This is a genomic window from Propionivibrio pelophilus DSM 12018 (genome assembly GCF_059569095.1).
This window is the reverse complement of the sequence record NZ_JCANUT010000047.1, coordinates 14230-32311: the sequence shown is the minus strand read 5'-3', so window position 1 is coordinate 32311 and position 18082 is coordinate 14230. Positions and strand designations below refer to the sequence as shown.

Below are 18082 nucleotides of genomic sequence, written 5' to 3'. Positions count from 1 at the left end.
GCCCCTCAAACAGTCCTCGCCCTTTTTCCCGTTGCGCCCTGCGCTGCTCGACGATGCAGAGGGCAAGAGGAAAACCGAGCGGTGTTTGATGTGCTGGCGCGTTAACTCAGATGGTTTTCAGCTTCCCCTTGTGCAGCGCCGAGCAACGGAGGCGAGCCGGGGGAAGTCGGCGAGCACTGTTTGAGGGGCGTAGCCCCGAGTTGCGCAGCCGCCCGGCTTGCCGAGTAGCGCAGGGGAGTCGGCGTCGCCGACCGCGTAACCCGGGGTCGCCTTTTCTTTGGCTCCTTTCTTTTGGCGAAGCAAAAGAAAGGACGCCCGCGCGTCAGGCGCGGAACACAGCGCATCAACAAACCACGAACCTTTGCGGTGGATGTTTCGATTGTAACTACTCCGTGGAAAGCCCTCCCCGCGTGGCCTAAGCTGGCTGTATGCATCTAGCCCATCTGCCCATCGTCGACGCGCTGCAGAGCCTGCGCACTGCGGACGCCGGTCTGTCGTCCGGGGAAGCCGCGCGGCGCCTGCGTGAATACGGGGAAAACCGCCTGGCCGAAGTCGGCGGTGAAGCCGAGTGGCGGCGTTTCGCCCGTGAATTCACGCACTTTTTCGCCGTCATCCTGTGGGTGGCGGCGGGGCTGGCGTTTTTCGCTGAGATCTACAGTCCGGGCGAGGGCATGTGGCAGCTCGGCGCGGCGATCGTCGCCGTCATCCTGATCAACGGATCGTTCTCCTTCTGGCAGGAGTACCGCGCCGAGAAGGCGATCGACGCCTTGCGCCAACTGCTGCCGCAGGTGGTCAAGGTGATGCGCGACGGGCAGCTGACCACCGTGCCCGGCGAGCAACTCGTTCCCGGTGACATCATCGTCCTCGAAGCGGGCGACAACGTGCCGGCCGACTGCCGCCTGATTTCTGGCAACGGCATCCGGGTCAACGCTGCGACGATCACCGGCGAGTCGCGGCCGAAGGCGCGCAGCGCGGAGGAAGGCGGCGAGACCGGTATGCTGGAGACACGCAACGTGCTGCTCGCCGGCACCTCGCTGGTATCCGGCGAAGGGCAGGCGGTGGTGTTCGCCACCGGCATGCACACCGAGTTCGGCAAGATCGCCCACCTGACGCAGACGGCCGATAAGAGCGTGTCGCACCTGCAACAGGAAATTCGGCGCTTGTCGCGGCTGGTGGCCCTCTTTGCCACGGGCCTCGGCGTATTTTTCTTCGTCATCGGGGCCGTACTTGGCTTCCCGTTCTGGGCCAACCTGATGTTTGCCATCGGCATCATCGTCGCCAACGTGCCGGAAGGCTTGTTGCCCACCGTCACGCTGTCGCTGGCCATGGCCACCCAGCGCATGGCGCGGCGCAATGCCCTGATCCGGCACCTGCCGGCGGTGGAGACGCTCGGCGCGACGACGGTGATCTGCAGCGACAAGACAGGAACACTGACGCAGAACCGGATGGCGGTGCGTGAGGTGTGGGTCAACGGTCAGGTCGTTGAAGAGATGTCTAAGGAAACACTGAAATCTTCGTCACCCCGGCGAAGGCCGGGGTCCAGTTCGTTGAATTGTCTGGATTCCGGCCTTCGCCGGAATGACGAATCTTCACTGAATCAGCGCATCCCCAAGGAAACGCCGGGGATGGCGCGCCTGCAGCGTAACGCCTCGACCTGCCACAGCCTGAAGCAGAGCGTGCGCGATGGCCGGAAAGTCTGGCTCGGCGACCCGATGGAGGTGGCGCTGTTCGAATTCGGCCACGCGGCGTTGCCGCCGGACGGACTGGCCGCGACCGGCGAGATTCCCTTCGACAGCGAGCGGCGGCGCATGTCGGTCGTCGTCGAACAAGCCGGCGAGCGCTGGCTGTTCTGCAAGGGTGCGCCCGAGGCGGTATTGCCGCTGTGCGAATCGATCGAGATCGACGGCGAGGAAGTCTTGCTCGACCGGCACGGCCGCCACCATGCGGTCGACGCGCAACAACGCATGGCGGACGCCGGCCTGCGCGTGCTGGCATTTGCCTGGCGCCGGCTCGACCCGGGCGAGGAGGCGCGGGAGACGGGGCTGGTGCTCTCCGGATTGATCGGCCTCTACGATCCGCCGCGCCCGGAAGTGCCGGAGGCAATCGCTCGCTGCCAGTCGGCGGGAATCAAGGTGATCATGGTCACCGGCGATCACCCGCATACCGCGCTGGCTATCGCCCGCGAGATCGGCATGGTGCCAGCGGAGAACGGGGGCAAGAAAAACGGCGAAAGGGACGGCGAGCGGACGCGCGTGGTGCTAGGCGAATCGCTGCGCAAGATGAGCCGTTCGCAACTACAGATGGCCCTCGACAGCCCGCACGTGATCTTCGCCCGCGTCACCGCCGAGCAGAAGATGCTGGTCGTCGACGCCCTGAAGCGCAAGGGTGAGATCGTCGCGGTGACCGGCGACGGGGTCAATGACGCGCCGGCGCTCAAATCGGCGCACATCGGCGTGGCCATGGGCGTTTCTGGTACCGATGTGGCCAAATCGGCGGCCGACATGATCCTGCTCGACGACAACTTCGCGAGCATCGTCAATGCCGTGGAAGAGGGGCGGGCGGTGTTCGAGAACATCCGCAAGTTCATGACCTACATCCTGACCTCGAACATTCCGGAAATCGTGCCCTATCTCGCCTACGTCCTGCTGCGCATCCCTCTGCCGCTGACCGTGATCCAGATCCTGGCCGTCGACCTCGGCACGGACATGCTGCCGGCGCTGGCGCTTGGCGCCGAGAAACCCGATCCGGAGGTGATGCTCCAGCCCCCGCGCCGGCCGGATGAGCGCCTGCTCTCCTGGGCGCTGGTCGTACGCGCCTATCTGTGGCTCGGGCCGTTGCAGGCGGCGTCCTCGTTGATTGCCTTTTTCCTTGTGCTTCAGGCCGGTGGCTGGAGCTATGGCGCTCCGCTGGCGGCGCACGACCCGCTCTACCTGCAGGCGACCACAGCCTGCCTGGCGGCGATCGTCGCCGCGCAGGTGGTCAACGTTTTCCTTTGCCGGCACCCGCGGGAATCGGCCTTCTCCTTTTCCCTGTCCGGCAACCGATTCCTGTTGCTCGGCCTGGCTTCCGAGATCGGCTTGCTGCTGCTGATCGTCTTCTCGCCGCCGGGAAACTGGATGTTCTCGACGCAAGCGTTCGATGCCGCGTTCTGGTGGCCGATCGTCATCCTCGCGCTGATTTTCGGCGGACTCGAAGAAACGCGGAAGTTCCTGGTCCGGCACGGAAGTCTGGCTGGTAAAATCAACCGGCATTAATTCATGACCAACCACCTACTTCGGAGAACCAACATCATGTACGTCGTCACCGTCCATTTCTATGTCAAACCCGATCACGTCGCCGATTTCCAGACAGCCATGCTGGTCAATGCGCGCAGCTCCGTGGAAAAGGAGCCCGGCTGCCGCCGCTTCGACGTCACGGTCGACGAGAAGGATCCCGCGCATTTCTTCCTCTTCGAGGTCTATGACGACGAGGCCGCGTTCCAGAAGCATATGACGATGGATCATTTCGCCACGGTGAACCAAGTAATCGAGCCTTTCATCGTCGACAAGACCTTCGCCATGTTCCACATGGTTAACTGAAACCACGTGTAGAAAGTGGTTGTGTTTTTCGCTGACCTCGTATTTAATCAACTCTCTCGCACTTTTCTGGATCGCAGAAATGCCCGCAATTGACCTGATCGCCACCGTTCCCTACCTCGTTGCCGCATTGGCCTCGATGGCACTGGTCATTTCGATTCGTGCAGTACCGGTAGTACGCGTAGTAGAAGTAGTACGCGTAGTAGTACCGCGCGCACCGTCGAGGGCCAGAAGAAGGTAAGCGAAACCAAACACTTCACAAACCCCCGCCGGTGCAAACCGAGCGGGGGTTTTCGTTTCTGCCCCCGCAAACGTCAAACCGGCATCCCCGTCCCATCGAAAGGAGATGTCAATGAGTCAAGACACTACAGAAACCCTGACCGGGTCGCAGATCGTCGTGCGCCTGCTGGAGCGGCAGGGCATCCGCCGCATTCCCGGCATCCCGGGCGGCGCGATCCTGCCGTTCTACGACGCGCTGTCGCAGTCGAAACTGATCGAGCACGTGCTGACCCGCCACGAGCAGGGCGCCGGCTTCATGGCCCAGGGCGCGGCACGGGCGACCGGCGAAGTGGCGGTGTGCCTGGCAACCTCCGGTCCTGGCGCGACCAACCTGTTGACGGCGATCGCCGACGCCAAGCTCGACTCGATCCCGATGGTGGCGATCACCGGGCAGGTGGCGAGTTCGCTGATTGGCACCGACGCCTTTCAGGAGGTCGATACCTACGGCCTGACGATTCCGATCACCAAACACAATTTCCTCGTCAGTTCGGCGCAGGAACTGCTTGAAGTGATCCCCAAGGCCTTCCGCCTGGCCGCTTCGGGGCGACCGGGGCCGGTGCTGGTCGACATTCCCAAGGACGTGCAGAACGAGCGCATCGAAGTGACGGAGTGGCCCGAGCCCGGGCGTCGCGACCACGCGCCCGAAGCAGACGCCGAGCCGATCGCGACGGCGGCGGCGATGATCAACGAGGCACAGCGGCCGATCCTCTACCTCGGCGGCGGTGTGGTGCACTCCGGCGGTTCGGCGGAGGCGGTGCAACTCGCAGAAAAAGCCAGCCTGCCGACGGTGATGACGCTGATGGCGCTCGGCGCAATGCCGGTCGACCACACGCTGTCGCTCGGCATGCTCGGCATGCACGGGGCGCGCTGCACCAACCTGGCCCTCGACGAGTGTGACCTGCTGATCGCCGTCGGTGCGCGCTTCGACGACCGGGCCACCGGCAAGGTGGCAGCGTTCTGTCCGAGTGCAAAGATCATCCACATCGACATCGATCGTGCCGAACTCGACAAGATCAAGACGGCGCATGTCGGCATCCAGGGCGACGTCAAGGAGGTGCTCGGCCGCCTTTTGCCGCAGGTCAAGCAGGATCTGCGTACCGCCTGGCTGGGCCGCGTCGGCGAACTGAAGTCGACCTGTCCGCTGCAGACGCCAGGCGCCGACGATCCGCGCACGCCGTACGGCCTGATCCGCGCCGTCGCGGAATGCGTGGACGACGAGGCGGTCATCGCTACCGATGTCGGTCAGCACCAGATGTGGGTGGCGCAGGCCTACCCGCTGCGCCGGCCGCATCAGTGGCTGACCTCCGGCGGCCTCGGCACGATGGGCTTCGGTCTGCCGGCGGCGATCGGCGCGGCGATGGCCCAGCCGGAGCGGACGGTGGTCTGCTTCTCGGGCGACGGCAGCATCCTGATGAACATCCAGGAACTCGCCACGGCGGCGGAAGAGAACGCCAACGTCAAGGTCGTGCTGATGAACAACGCCTCGCTCGGCCTCGTCTTCCAGCAGCAGACGCTGTTCTACGGCGAGCGCATTTTCTCGTCGAAGTTCAAGGGCGTGCCGGATTTTCTCAAGATCGCCGAAGGCTTCGGCTGGCAGACGCTCGATCTCGATGCCGCGAGCGATCCCAAGGCAGCGTTGCAGGCGGCGTTCGCGGTGCGCGGACCGATGTTCATCCACGCCAGTATCGACCGCCACGAACAGGTGTTGCCGATGGTCGCCCCCGGTGCCGCCAACAAGGACATGATTGGAGACTGAGATGAACTCGATTACCAAAAAACACCACGATGCCGGCCAGGCGCACGCCGTTCTGGAGCTGGACGTCAATAACCACGCGGGCGTGATGTCGCACATCGTCGGCTTGTTCTCGCGGCGCGCCTACAACGTCGAAGGCATTCTCTGCATGCCGGTGGGCAGTGGCAAAACCAGCCGCATCTGGCTGACCGTCAACGAGGATACCCGCCTCGAACAGATGATCCGCCAGATCGAGAAGCTGGAAGATGTGCTGAAGGTGAACCGGCACGGCGCGGCGCATGAAGTGTTCGACCGGGTTGGCGAGTTTTTCCGGTAAGGCGTTGCAAGACAGGGCAGGGTCGCAGTTCTCCTGCCCAGCGATCGACGGGGTCGGCTGGTTTCCTGCGAAAGTGTTGGGTCTTTCAGTAGAATCCCACCCTATTTGGGCGCGGACATGATGGAAGACTACGCGGTACCCGTGGTGAAGAAGGACACGCTGTCGGATCAGGTCATCCGTTTTCTCATCGGCCTGATTTCCGACAGGCAGTTGCGGGTTGGCGACGTTGTTCCCAGTGAAGGCCAGGTCTCGCAGCTCCTCAACGTCAGCCGCAACGTGGTTCGGGAGTCGTATCGCGCGCTGGCGGCGATCGGCGTGCTTTCGATCCAGAGCGGCAAGAAGCCGCGAATCAAGGAACTCGATTCCGCCGTCCTCGCGATGTTCTTCTCCTACGCTGCGGCGACGAGCCAGGTCACGGCGCAGCAGATCCTGGAGCTGCGCCGCGCCATCGAGACCCAGATGGCCGCGCTGGCCGCGTCGAACGGTACGGACGACGATCTGGCGCAGATTCGTGACGCCGGGAAGCGCTTGCATGATTTGCCGTTGACCGACCCGGAATGGATCAGATGCGACTTCGCCCTGCATGTGGCGATTGCCGAAGCGGTTCATAACCCCTTGTTCAAGATCCAGTTGCTTGCCTTGCGCGCGCCGCTCGAGGAGTCGATGCGCATCGGGATGCGCAGCATGATCAACAGCCATACCGACAGCAGTATCGTCTTGCTGCATGATCGCCTCGTCCAGGCAATCTGCGGTCGCGACGCGGCAGCCGCGAGCGACGCCATGGAGCAACATTTCCTGGCGCCGGTCTCCGCCATGCTCAATCACGGCGTTGCGCAGCGCGACGCGGTTCAGATGTAGGCGCCCGCCGACGGGAAGACCACGGGGACGTGCTCTTTCCGGGGTCTATCCCGCCAGCTGAATCTCTCACGTTTTTTAAGGTATCCTACAGGTGGATAGTTTGTGGCCATCAACCGTAGGAAGGAGTGTTCATGAGTGATTTTTCAATTCCCCAGTGGCGCGATGATGACGAGCTTTTCACCCTTTGCCGAACAGGGCTGTTCAGCGCGGTGATCGGCGACGTGATGGATATCATGGGCCGCACGCATCAATTCCTTTCCCCACGCATCCAGCCGCTCCGAGAGGACATGGTCGTCGTCGGGCGGGCGATGCCCGTCCTGGAAGCGGATGATCGGGGCGGCGAAGGGCCGGGGCGACGGAATGATCTTTTCAACCGGCCGTTCGGGCTGATGCTCCAGGCGCTCGACGACCTGAAAAGGAATGAGGTCTATGTCTGTACGGGCTCTTCGCCAGACTATGCTCTCTGGGGAGAGCTGATGAGTACCTGTGCGAAGAACCGGGGCGCGGCCGGCGTGGTGGTCGATGGCTATTCCCGCGACACGCGCGGCATCCTGGAAGTCGGCCTGCCGGTGTTCTCCTATGGCCGCTACGCGCAGGATCAGCGTCCGAGGGGAAAAGTGATCGACTACCGATGCACGATCAAGATGGGCGAGGTGACGGTGAATCCAGGCGACATCATCTTTGGCGACCTTGATGGCGTTTGCGTGATTCCGCAGGAGATCGAGAAGGAGGTGATCCACGCGGCCTGGCAGAAGGCCTACGGGGAAAAGCGGGTCTTTGAAGCCATCAAGGGCGGAATGGGGGCGCAGGCCGCGTGGGAGAAGTTCGGAATCCTGTGATTGCGGAGCGGCAAACCGGTGCTCCATCCCTGTTTTTACGGCAACGGAACGGGACTTTTGGGGAGTGCTGACTTGTTGAAGATTTTTCATTCCGGCGCAGGCCGGAATCCAGAAAATTCAACGAACTGGGCCCCGGCCTTCGCCGGGGTGACGAATATTTCAGCGTTACCTTAGGAAATTGAGGGAATTGAAGCGATGAAAATCACCGAAGTGAAGGTCTGGCTCGTCGAGGGCGTGAAATACAACTGGACCCTGATGAAGGTCTATACCGACACCGGCCACACTGGCGTCGGTGAAGCCACGAACTGGCCCGGCAGCCCGATCATCGAGGCGGCGGCAAAGCACGTTGGCGAGCGCGTGATCGGTCTCGACCCGCTGCGCACCGATTTCATCTGGACGAAACTCTATCGCGATCTCAACTGGATCGGCCCGTACGGCGCGAGCCTCTGTGCGATCAGCGGTCTCGACATGGCGCTGCTGGACCTCAAGGCGAAGTACTACGGGATGCCCTGTTACGAACTGCTCGGCGGCGCTTTCAGGAAAGACATCCCGCTCTACGCGAACTACTGGTTTACCGGCGGAGGTCATTCCGGTGCGGATTACGCGCGGCAGGCGCTGCGGGTAAAGGAGCTTGGATTCACCGGTCTGAAATTCGATCCGTTCGCCCACACCAACTACCTCTACGGCGAGGATCTGCACACCAACCTGACCCTGACCAAGGCTCAGCAGGATCTGGCGTTCGAGGTGACGAAGGCTGTGCGTGACGCGGTCGGTCCGGAATTCGACATGATGATCGAGACGCACGCCATGCTGAACTTCGAGGTGGCGGTGAAAATGGCCGAGCGCCTGGCGCCCTTGGGCGTGACCTGGTACGAGGAGCCCGCAGGCCCCGAAAGCGCGCAAACGCTCAAGGCGTTCCGCGAGCGTCTTCCCTCCGCGGTGCCGATTTGCGTGGGCGAACGCCATTACACGCGACATGGCTTCCGCCCGGTTCTGGAGAATCACATCTGTGATGTCATCATGCCGGACATCACGCGGTGTGGCGGTCCCAGCGAAATGAAGCGCATCGCGACCATGGCCGAGGCCTATGGCGTGCTTGTCGCGCCGCACAATCCCAATGGCCCGTTGAGCACGCTGGCCAGCGCGCACGTCTGCGCCAGCATTCCGAATTTCTTCCGCTGCGAATTCATGGTCAATGACGTGCCCTGGCGTGATGAAGTAATCAGCCATCCGCTGGATGTCAGTGACGGCGTGCTGCATCTCTCCGACCGGCCGGGGCTTGGGGTCGATCTTCTTGAGGATGCGCTGGAAGAGCATCCCGGCGTCCGCGAGCTGGGCGCAAAAACGAATTTTTACGTCTAAGCTGGATGGCGTGCTGAAAGAGATCGGGGTTGCTGCACCTGTTTTTTTTCAAAGCCAGCGAAGCTTTTCGGTTTGATAGTAGAATCGTTCATTCCTAAGCGTCAGTTTGTTGTTCCATATTTGCACAAGTTGGTTTGTGCCCGAAAACTCCGAAAACTCAGATACGGAGGCGGTATGGTCAGGGTGTGCTTTGCTGGCGGGTCAATCCGGGCCACTGCTGCAATAGCGGTGGCGATGCCTCTTCTTTTGCCTTGCGGCAACCGCGAGGCGCTCCCTTTCTCAGTGTTGTGTCGTTTGGTTCCGCGCAAACCGGAAGGCGTTCGCCTGCCCGGTTGAATTTTCCAACCTTCATTTGGATGTCCAACCATGAAAGTCAAGAAAGCGAAGTATCCCGGCATTCCCAGCGTCATCCACGGCAACGGCGCCGTCGCGCACGTGATGAGCAACGTGTGCGGTGGCGTGATCGGCTATCCGATTACCCCGTCGACCGAAATCGCCGAACTTTACGAGGCGTTCAGGGCAGAAGGCGGCGTGAATGTGTGGGGCAAGCACCCCTTCTTCTTCGAACCCGAAGGGGAGCATTCGGCACAGAGCGGGGCGCTGGGCGCGGCCTTGACCGGCGGACAGTTCATCTCCAACGCCTCGTCGAGCCAGGGCATCCTGTATGCCATGGAGTCGCACTTCGTGACGGTCGGCAAGAAGGTCGGCGGTTTTGTGCTGCAGGTGGCGGCGCGCGTTGTTTCCAAGCATTCCCTGAACGTGATGGCCGGGCACGACGACGTTTATGCCCTGCTGCAGTCCGGCTACACGATCCTCTTCGGTTCGAATCCGCAGGAAGCGGCGGACCTGGCGGCGATTTCCTACCGCACCTCGGCGCTGTCGCTGATCCCGGTGGCCAACGCGATGGACGGCTTCGCCACCAGCCACATGATGAGCGAGGCGCTGCTGCCCGAGCCCGAGCTGCTTCGCGATTACCTCGGTGACCCGGCAGGACGCATCAAGTGTCCGACTTTGGCGCAGGAAATTCTGTTTGGTTCCAAGGGGCGAGTGTTCCAGTTGAACCAGTACCTCACCCGCCACGCGGCGGATATCACCGAGGCCAACCTCGCGGCGCTGAAAAAGTTCCTCGACGGCAACGCCGCCAAGGTCGAGAAGGACAACGACGGCAAGCTGGTCGAGAAAACTGTCGGCTGGCTGCCGGAAGAATTGCACGGCCCGTGGCGGCGCCAGTGGCTCAACGCCTTCGAGAAAGGCACGCGGCAACTCGTGCCGGCGCTGGTGGACGTCAACAACCCGGGCCTGACCGGGCCGGTGCAGAACCAGCCGGACTTCCAGGCCGGCGCCGTCGACCACCGCACGCACTTCGCCAGCGCCGTGCCGGCGCTGGTACGCCAGGCGATGGCGGAATACTCGGCACTGACTGGCCGCACCTACTCGCCTGTGCATACTTACATGTGTGACGACGCCGAGACCGTGATGGTCGGACTCGGTTCGGTTTGCGACGACGTCGAAGCCGTCGTAACCCACCTGCGCAGCCAGGGCAAGAAGGTCGGTCTCGTGGCGATCAAGCTGCTGCAACCGTTCCCGGAGGCCGAAGTGGTCGCCGCGCTGGCCGGCAAGAAGGCAGTGACGGTGCTGGAGCGCTCCGATCAGGCGGCGCTGACCCCGCTGGTCACCCAGGCGCTGTTCAAGGCCCGCGAAAACGGTGAATTGAAGAAGGGCGAGGCTGAGCGCCACGCCGGCATCCCGGCGATCAAGGCCACGCCGCGGATCACCACGGCCATTTTTGGCCTCGGCGGGCACGATCTGCAACCGCGCCACCTCGTTGCCGCGTTCAAGGCGATGGAAACGGGCAAGAGTGCTTCATTGATCTACCTCGGCTCGCAGTTCTTCTCGAAGAACCCGAACCCGCGCATGGCTGAACTGCAGAAGAGGTTGAAGGCCGCGTATCCCGAAACCGAGTTGATGGCGCTGGACACCGAGCCGAATCCGCGCCTGCTGCCCGATTCCGCCTTCCGCGTGCGCTTCCACTCGGTCGGCGGTTACGGCACGATTGCCTCCGGCAAGCTGCTTACCGACATCCTCGCCGGCGTGCTCGACATGCACTCGAAGTCGGCGCCGAAGTACGGTTCGGAGAAGAGCGGCGCGCCGACGAACTTCTACATCACGCTCTCGCCCGAGCCGATCAAGATCACCAACGCCGAACTGGAGGATGTCGAGGTCGTCATCTCGCCGGATCACCGCTCGTTCGTGCATACCAACCCGCTGAAAGGGCTTGCCGAGGGGGGTACCTTCATCCAGCAATCGAACGCGACGCCGGAGCAGGTGTGGGAGGAGCTGCCGGCGAAGGCCCGGCAGACGATCCGCGAGAAGAAGATCAACTTCTTCATCATCGACGCCTTCGCGGTGGCCAAGAAACACGCGCCGACGCCGGAACTGGCCACGCGCATGATGGGCATCGCTTTCATCGGCGCGGTCGCCGGCCACGTCAAGCAGGTGTCGGCGGGTGCGACGCCCAAAGCCATTCTGGAAAAGGTGCGCAAGCAGATTGCCAAGAAGTTCGGCAGCAAGGGCGCGGCGGTCGTCGAGGGCAACATGGAGGTGATCAAGGAAGGCATCGAGGCGACGATCCGCGTCGACTACGACAAGCCGGCCTTTACGAAGATCGACGCCAAGCCGGCGCCGATCGCCCTGCGCAACGTCTCGCTCTCCGCCTCAATGTGCCAGCCCGACGGCGCCTCCGCCTGCGGTCTGTTCGACCGCGAGTACTTCAACGACATGATCGCCACGCCGTTCCGCGAGGGCACCATCGGCGAAGCACCGGTGCTGCCGGGTGCCGGGCTGTTTATGCCGGCCGGCACCGCCGGCTCGAAGGACAAGGGGCTGTTCCGCCGCAACGCGCCGCTGTTCAACCCCGATCTGTGCACCGGCTGCATGGAATGCACGCTGGTCTGTCCGGATGCGGCGATTCCGAATACGGTGCACGAAATCCACGAACTGTTGTTCACCGGCATCCGCCAACTCGACATCACCGAGGCGCAGCGCGACGCCATGCGTGGCCAGGTCTACGCTGTGGCTGAAGCGGTGCGCGAGGCCTATCGCCGGACCAAGGATGCACGGCCGTTCCACGAGCTGGTCGCCGAGGCGGCGTCCAGTCTGCCGACCCGCCAGGCGACCCTGCTCGGCAACTTCAGCAAGCTCGTCGATCTGCTGGCCGCCTATCCGGTCGCCCGCACGCGGCCGTTCTTCGACGCCGCCGAGAAGGCCAGCCCCGGCAGCGGCGGCCTGTACTCGGTGACGGTCGACCCGTGGAAGTGCACGGGCTGTCTCGAATGCATCGAAGTCTGCGGTCCCGGCGCGCTGTCGGCGCAGGAGCAGGATGCCGCTTTGCAGAGTACCCTGCAGCACCGCTTCGACTTCATGAGCAAGACGCCGAACACGCCGGCGCGCTTCGTCGATGGCGCCGTCCAGTCCGGCGGCGAGATCAAGCGCATGCTGCTCGACCGCGACAACTACTACTCGACCACCGGCGGGCACGGCGGCTGCCGCGGCTGCGGCGAGGTGACGGCGATCCGCCTGGTCGTCGCGACCAACCACGCGATCACCGAGAAGCGGCGGCAAGACCACATCGACGAACTGGAAAAGCTGATCGCCGACCTCGTCGCCAAGCAGAAGACGCTCGGCAAGAAAGAGGCCGAGCGCAGCCAGCGCATCGGTGAGTTGCTGGCCACGCTGGAAAAACGCCTGTATCTCTACGAAGGCGGCCCGACCGGCAACGGCCCGGCCGGGGCGATCATCGCCAATTCGACGGGCTGCAGCAGCGTTTATGCCTCTACCTTCCCGTTCAACGCCTACAACGACCCGTGGGTGAACAGCCTGTTCCAGGACGCCCAGCCGCTGGCGAAGGGCATCTTCGAGGGGGTCGCGGCGCAGAACGCGCCGGACGTCAAGGCCATGCGCCTGGCGCGCCTCGAACTGGACGATGCCTACGTGCCCGAGCAGCACGACAAGGAAATGCGCTTCCTGTCGTGGAACCAGTTCACCAAGGAGGAACTGGCGCTGATGCCGACGGTTCTGACCATCGGCGGCGACGGCGCGACCTACGACATCGGCTTCGGCGCCTTCTCGCGCATCCTCGCCAGCAACACGCCGGTCAAGATGGTGGTCCTGAATACCGGGGCATATTCCAACACCGGCGGGCAGGCGTCCACGTCGAGCTTCACCGGGCAGGACTCGGACCTCGCACGGCACGGTGGGGCGCACAGCGGCAAGCAGGAGTCGCGCAAGGAACTCGGGCTGATTGCCTCGTTCCACCCGAACGTCTTCGTCTGCGCGACGACCACGGCGCTGCAGGGGCACTACCTGAAGAACGCCATGGAACTGATCTCTTACGCCGACGGCCCGGCGGTGCTCGACGTTTACACCCCGTGCCAGGGCGAGCACGGCATTGCCGACAACGTCTCGGCGCGGCAGGCGCGCCTGGCCGTGGAAAGCCGGATGAACCCGGTGTTCGTGCATGACCCGCGCAAGGGCAAGACCCTGCACGAGTGGTTCTCGCTCGACGGCAACCCGGACCTGGACAAGACCTGGGCGAAGACCTCGCTCGAATATGTGGACGATGCCGGCGCCGTGCAGTTGATGGAGATCGACCTGACCCCGGCCAATTTCGCCCTCGGCGAAATCCGCTTCAAGAAGCAGTTCAAGAAGTTGGCCGCCGATGCGAAAAACCTGGTGCCGGTGGCCGAGTTCGTCGAGTTGCCGGTCGAAGCGCGGGAAGGCAAGACGCCGTTCGTCTATTCGGTCGATGCGAACCGGAAACTGGTCCGGATGAGCGTGTCCCCGTCGATCGTCGCCCTCATTGAGGAGCGGCGCAAGAACTGGCGGATGCTGCAATACCTCGCCGGCTTCCACGTCGCGACGATGGATGCCAGCCACCGCGCGGCGATCGATGCGCTGCAGGCGCAGGTCAAGGAATCCGCCAAGCAGCACGACACGTCGCTCGACGCGATCGCCCGGGCGATGTCCGAGCTCGCCGCGTCGAGCAAGGCGCCTGTTGGCGGTGCGAAAACCATCCCGATCGTTCCGGTCGGCGGTGGCGGCGCTGCAGCACCGGCAACGGCGGAGGCCGCGACAGCGGTGGCTGATGCGCTGGTGACGATCGTCGATCAGACCAAATGCACCAACTGCAAGACCTGCTACCAGGACATCCCCGAATTGTTCGAGAAGACGCGGATGGTCATCGACGGCGAGAGCCGCGAGGTCGCGCGCCTAATCCCGGGCGCCCTGGCAAAAGTGACCGTGACCCCCGAGTTGAAGTCCCGCATCAAGCGGGTATCGGCCAACTGCGATGCGGAGATCATTCGATGAGCAACGGAGCCACACCATTCGGCCAGGACGATCTGCAGCGCTATCGGGAGGCCAGCAACGCGCTGGACGCCACGCGCTCGCAGGTCGAGGCCCTGGCGCAGACGCCCGCCGTCGGCACCTTCAACAAGCAGCTGGACCTCTTGCGGCGGCGCCTGCTCAACGACCCGCAGGCGTTCCGCGAGCTGTTCATCTCCGAAGGCTCCGGCGCGATCGTCGCCGAGTTCCAGCAGGACGAACTCTCCGCCGAGTTCATCCATGTCTTCTGGGATCTGTTGCTGCGCGACGACGACATGAGCAAGATCCTCATGCGCTTCGTCTGGAACGTGCCGCTGGGGCTGAAACGCAAATTCATCAAGGCGCTCGACAAGCATCTCTCGGACCGCTACCCGATGTTCAAGGGACTGTCGGAGAACTGGCCGGCGGAAAGCTTCATCCCGCCGTACATCCGCTCACCGGAGGAGCGGTCCAGCGACTTCGACCTGGTCAACCAGGGCTATCTCGGCTACATGAACCTCGGCTACACGGCGCGTGAAGTCGACATGATCGTCTGGCTCGAAGTGCTGCGCGACAAGCAGTGCGACGAAAAGCCCTGCGAAGTCGGTGTGCATGTGCCCGGCAAGTTCGAGCCGAAGGGCGGCTGCCCGGTCAAGATCCACATCCCGGAGGTGCTGAACCTGCTCGGCAACGGGCGCTTCCGCGAGGCGATGGAGCTGATCGAGAACTGCAACCCGCTGCCCAACGTGACGGGGCGCGTCTGCCCGCAGGAACTGCAGTGCCAGGGCGTCTGCGCGCACGCCAAGCAGCCGATCGAGATCGGCCAGCTCGAATGGTTCCTGCCGCAGCGCGAGAAGGTGGTCAATCCGGACGGCATCGCCGCGCGCTTCGCCGGCTTCCCCGACCCGTGGGCCAAGGCCGAGAAGCCGCCGATCGCCGTGGTCGGTTCCGGCCCGGCCGGGCTGATCAATGCCTACCTGCTGGCGGTGGAAGGCTTCCCGGTCACCATCTTCGAAGCCTTCCACGCGCTCGGCGGCGTGCTGCGCTACGGCATCCCCGAGTTTCGCCTGCCCAACGAGCTGATCGACGACGTCGTCGGCAAGATCAAGCTGCTCGGCGGCAAGTTCGTTTCCAACTTCGTCGTCGGCAAGACGGCGACGCTGCACGACCTGCGCGAAGCCGGCTTCTGGAAGATCTTCGTCGGCACCGGCGCCGGGTTGCCGCGCTTCATGAATGTGCCGGGCGAGCATCTGCTCAACGTGATGTCGGCCAACGAGTTCCTGACGCGCGTGAATCTCATGCAGGGGCTGCGCGAGGACTACGAAACGCCGCTGCCGGAAACGAAGGGCAAGGAGGTCATCATCATCGGCGGCGGCAATACCGCGATGGACGCGTCGCGTACCGCGCGGCGCCTCGGCGGCAACGTCACCATCGTCTATCGCCGCACGCAGAGCGAGATGCCGGCGCGCGTCGAGGAACTGCACCACGCGCTGGAGGAGGGCATCCAGCTCAAGGTGCTACGCTCGCCGTGCGAGTTCGTCGGCGACGACAAGACCAACTTCGTTACCGGCGCGATGCTCGAAGTGATGGCGCTCGGCGAGCCGGATGCCTCCGGAAGGCGCAGCCCGGTCGCCACCGGCGAGAAGGAGTTGATGAAGGCCGATCTGGTGATCATGGCGCTCGGCAACGACCCGAACCCGATCATCAAGGACTCCGAGCCGAGCCTGAAAACGACCAAGTGGGGCACCATCGACCTCGGGGCCCGCGGCTCGCAAAAGACCTCGCTGGAGGGTATCTACTCGGGCGGTGATGCGGCCCGCGGCGGTTCAACGGCGGTCCGCGCCGCCGGTGACGGCCAGGCGGCGGCGCGCGAGATCGTCGGCGAGATCGACATGGCGCCGGAAGAAATCCGGAAACGGGTCGAGAGCGCCCGGCACTACACCGAACTCAGCGCGGCGCCGCAGACGATCGTCGACAAGATCGAACTCAGCACCGGCATCGTCGAGTTCATCGTGCATGCGCCGATGATCGCCCGCGCCGCCCGCGCCGGGCAGTTCGTGCGCGTGCTGGCCTGGCCGAACGGCGAGCTGATCCCGCTGACGCTGGCCGACTGGGACGCCAAGGCCGGCACCATCTGTCTCGTGGTGCAGGGCATGGGCACCAGCAGCATCGAGATCAACCGGATGCGGATTGGCGAGGCCTTCACCGGTATCGCCGGGCCGCTCGGCCAGCCGAGCGAACTGCACAGCTACGATGCGAAGAAGCAGACGGTGGTGTTTACCGCCGGTGGCGTCGGCTTGCCGCCGGTCTACCCCATTGCGCGAGAGCATCTGCGCAAGGGCAACCACGTCACGCTGATCGCCGGTTTCCGCAGCGCCGATCTGCTGTTCTGGACCAAGGAGAACGAGCGCGTCGGCAAGTTGCAGGCCGAGTTCGGCGACCTGCTCGACGTGATCTACTGCAGCAACGACGGCAGCTTCGGCATCAAGGGCTTCGTCTCCACGCCGCTCGAAGAAATGCTCAAGAACGGCAAGAAGAGCAAGGGGCGCGAGATCGCCGAAGTCGTCACCATCGGCCCGCCGCTGATGATGCGCGCCGTCAGCGATCTCACCCGTCCCTACGGCGTCAAGACCGTCGCCAGCCTCAACTCGATCATGGTCGACGCGACGGGCATGTGCGGCGCGTGCATGGTGCCGGTCAACCTCGAAGGCAAGCTGGTGCGCAAGCACGCCTGCGTCGACGGCCCAGAGATCGACGGCCACATCATCGACTGGGACAAGTTCCTGCCGCGCTTCAACCTGTTCAAGCCACAGGAGCAGGCGAGCAAGGTGAAGCACGGGCTGGGGTGATGCCCACCGGGTGACGGGTGAAAGAACGCGGGGTGGTGATGCGATTCACCACCCCGTTTCGTCGTTGGATAGCGGAAATACATGGCTGGCGGAGGAACTCTCATGCGCCCGTTGAAACTGAGCAAGGCCTTCACCCTGATGGAGTCAGGGCCGGTTGTTCTGGTAACGACCCATGATGGTAGTAGAGACAACATCATGACCATCTCGTGGACCATGGTGAACGACTTCACGCCGCAATTCGCCATCACGACGGGAAGCTGGAACTATTCGTTCGCGGCCTTGCACAAGAATCAGGAGTGCGTCATCGCGATTCCCACCGTCGACCTCCTGGACAAGGTGGTGGGCATCGGCACCTGCTCGGGGGCGGATACGGACAAGTTCGCCCGCTTCAATCTCACGCGGGCACCGGCCAAACATGTCAAATCGCCCTTGATCCAGGAATGCCTGGCCAACATCGAGTGCAAAGTCATCGATTTCATCGAGAAGCACAACATTGTCGTGCTCGAGGGCGTTGCCGCCTGGCTCGACACCGAGCGCAAGGAGAAACGCACCGTTCACGCTGTTGGCGACGGCACCTTCATCGTCGATGGGCGCATCATCGACCGGAAAAAGATGATGGCCTCCAAGTTACCTCAGGATTTGACATCTACCTGATTTCAGAAAACCGGGTGTCGATCCGGGAGGCACAAATCACAGTGCAATCGCCTGAATGCCGTACGCATCAGCTCCTCCCCCTTCAACGGCTACCGTATGCACACAACCTATCCGTCATTCCGGCGAAAGCCGGAATCCAGGCTTTCGGAGCACAAACTGGATCCCGGCCTGCGCCGGGATGACGGAGTGTTCGCGATGTGTGCATACCGTAGCCCCCAAGGGGAAGGCTGGGTAAG

The 18082-nt window shown here is 63.4% G+C and carries 11 protein-coding genes; all 11 read left to right on the top strand.

The features are described from left to right. The coding region (locus BO74_RS16085; protein ID WP_496443569.1) for a hypothetical protein at nucleotides 1-184 on the top strand (184 nt) is incomplete at its 5' end. A gap of 244 nt (nucleotides 185-428) precedes the next feature. After that, on the top strand, nucleotides 429-3254 hold the full coding sequence (locus BO74_RS16080) for a cation-translocating P-type ATPase (protein ID WP_496443567.1): 2826 nt from the start codon (nucleotides 429-431) through the stop codon (nucleotides 3252-3254). A 3-nt stretch (nucleotides 3255-3257) separates the two neighbouring features. Further along, complete coding sequence (locus BO74_RS16075; RefSeq protein WP_496443565.1) at nucleotides 3258-3578, top strand: putative quinol monooxygenase; 321 nt, start codon at nucleotides 3258-3260, stop codon at nucleotides 3576-3578. Nucleotides 3579-3921: 343 nt separating this feature from the next. Further along, nucleotides 3922-5610, top strand: coding sequence for an acetolactate synthase large subunit (gene ilvB, locus BO74_RS16070; protein WP_496443563.1), 1689 nt, complete (start codon nucleotides 3922-3924; stop codon nucleotides 5608-5610). A gap of 1 nt (nucleotide 5611) precedes the next feature. Continuing rightward, complete coding sequence (ilvN, locus tag BO74_RS16065; protein WP_496443561.1) at nucleotides 5612-5923, top strand: acetolactate synthase small subunit; 312 nt, start codon at nucleotides 5612-5614, stop codon at nucleotides 5921-5923. 117 nt (nucleotides 5924-6040) lie between these two features. Next, the gene (locus BO74_RS16060; protein WP_496443559.1) at nucleotides 6041-6781 is read left to right on the top strand and encodes a FadR/GntR family transcriptional regulator; all 741 of its coding nucleotides are present in this window, start codon (nucleotides 6041-6043) and stop codon (nucleotides 6779-6781) included. Between the two features lie 131 nt (nucleotides 6782-6912). Then, nucleotides 6913-7620, top strand: coding sequence for an RraA family protein (locus BO74_RS16055; protein WP_496443557.1), 708 nt, complete (start codon nucleotides 6913-6915; stop codon nucleotides 7618-7620). Between the two features lie 195 nt (nucleotides 7621-7815). Continuing rightward, nucleotides 7816-8982, top strand: a complete 1167-nt coding sequence (locus BO74_RS16050) for a mandelate racemase/muconate lactonizing enzyme family protein (RefSeq protein ID WP_496443555.1) — start codon at nucleotides 7816-7818, stop codon at nucleotides 8980-8982. Nucleotides 8983-9348: 366 nt separating this feature from the next. After that, a complete protein-coding gene (locus BO74_RS16045; RefSeq protein ID WP_496443553.1) occupies nucleotides 9349-14349 on the top strand; it encodes a 2-oxoacid:acceptor oxidoreductase family protein in 5001 nt (1666 codons plus the stop codon). Then, nucleotides 14346-17192 carry a sulfide/dihydroorotate dehydrogenase-like FAD/NAD-binding protein gene (locus BO74_RS16040; protein WP_496443551.1) on the top strand — a complete coding sequence of 949 codons (2847 nt, stop codon included), beginning with the start codon at nucleotides 14346-14348 and terminating at the stop codon, nucleotides 17190-17192. The genes BO74_RS16045 and BO74_RS16040 overlap by 4 nt, the downstream gene beginning before the upstream one ends. Nucleotides 17193-17294: 102 nt before the next feature. Continuing rightward, a complete protein-coding gene (locus BO74_RS16035; RefSeq protein ID WP_496443549.1) occupies nucleotides 17295-17846 on the top strand; it encodes a flavin reductase family protein in 552 nt (183 codons plus the stop codon). The last annotated feature ends 236 nt before the right edge of the window (nucleotides 17847-18082 follow it).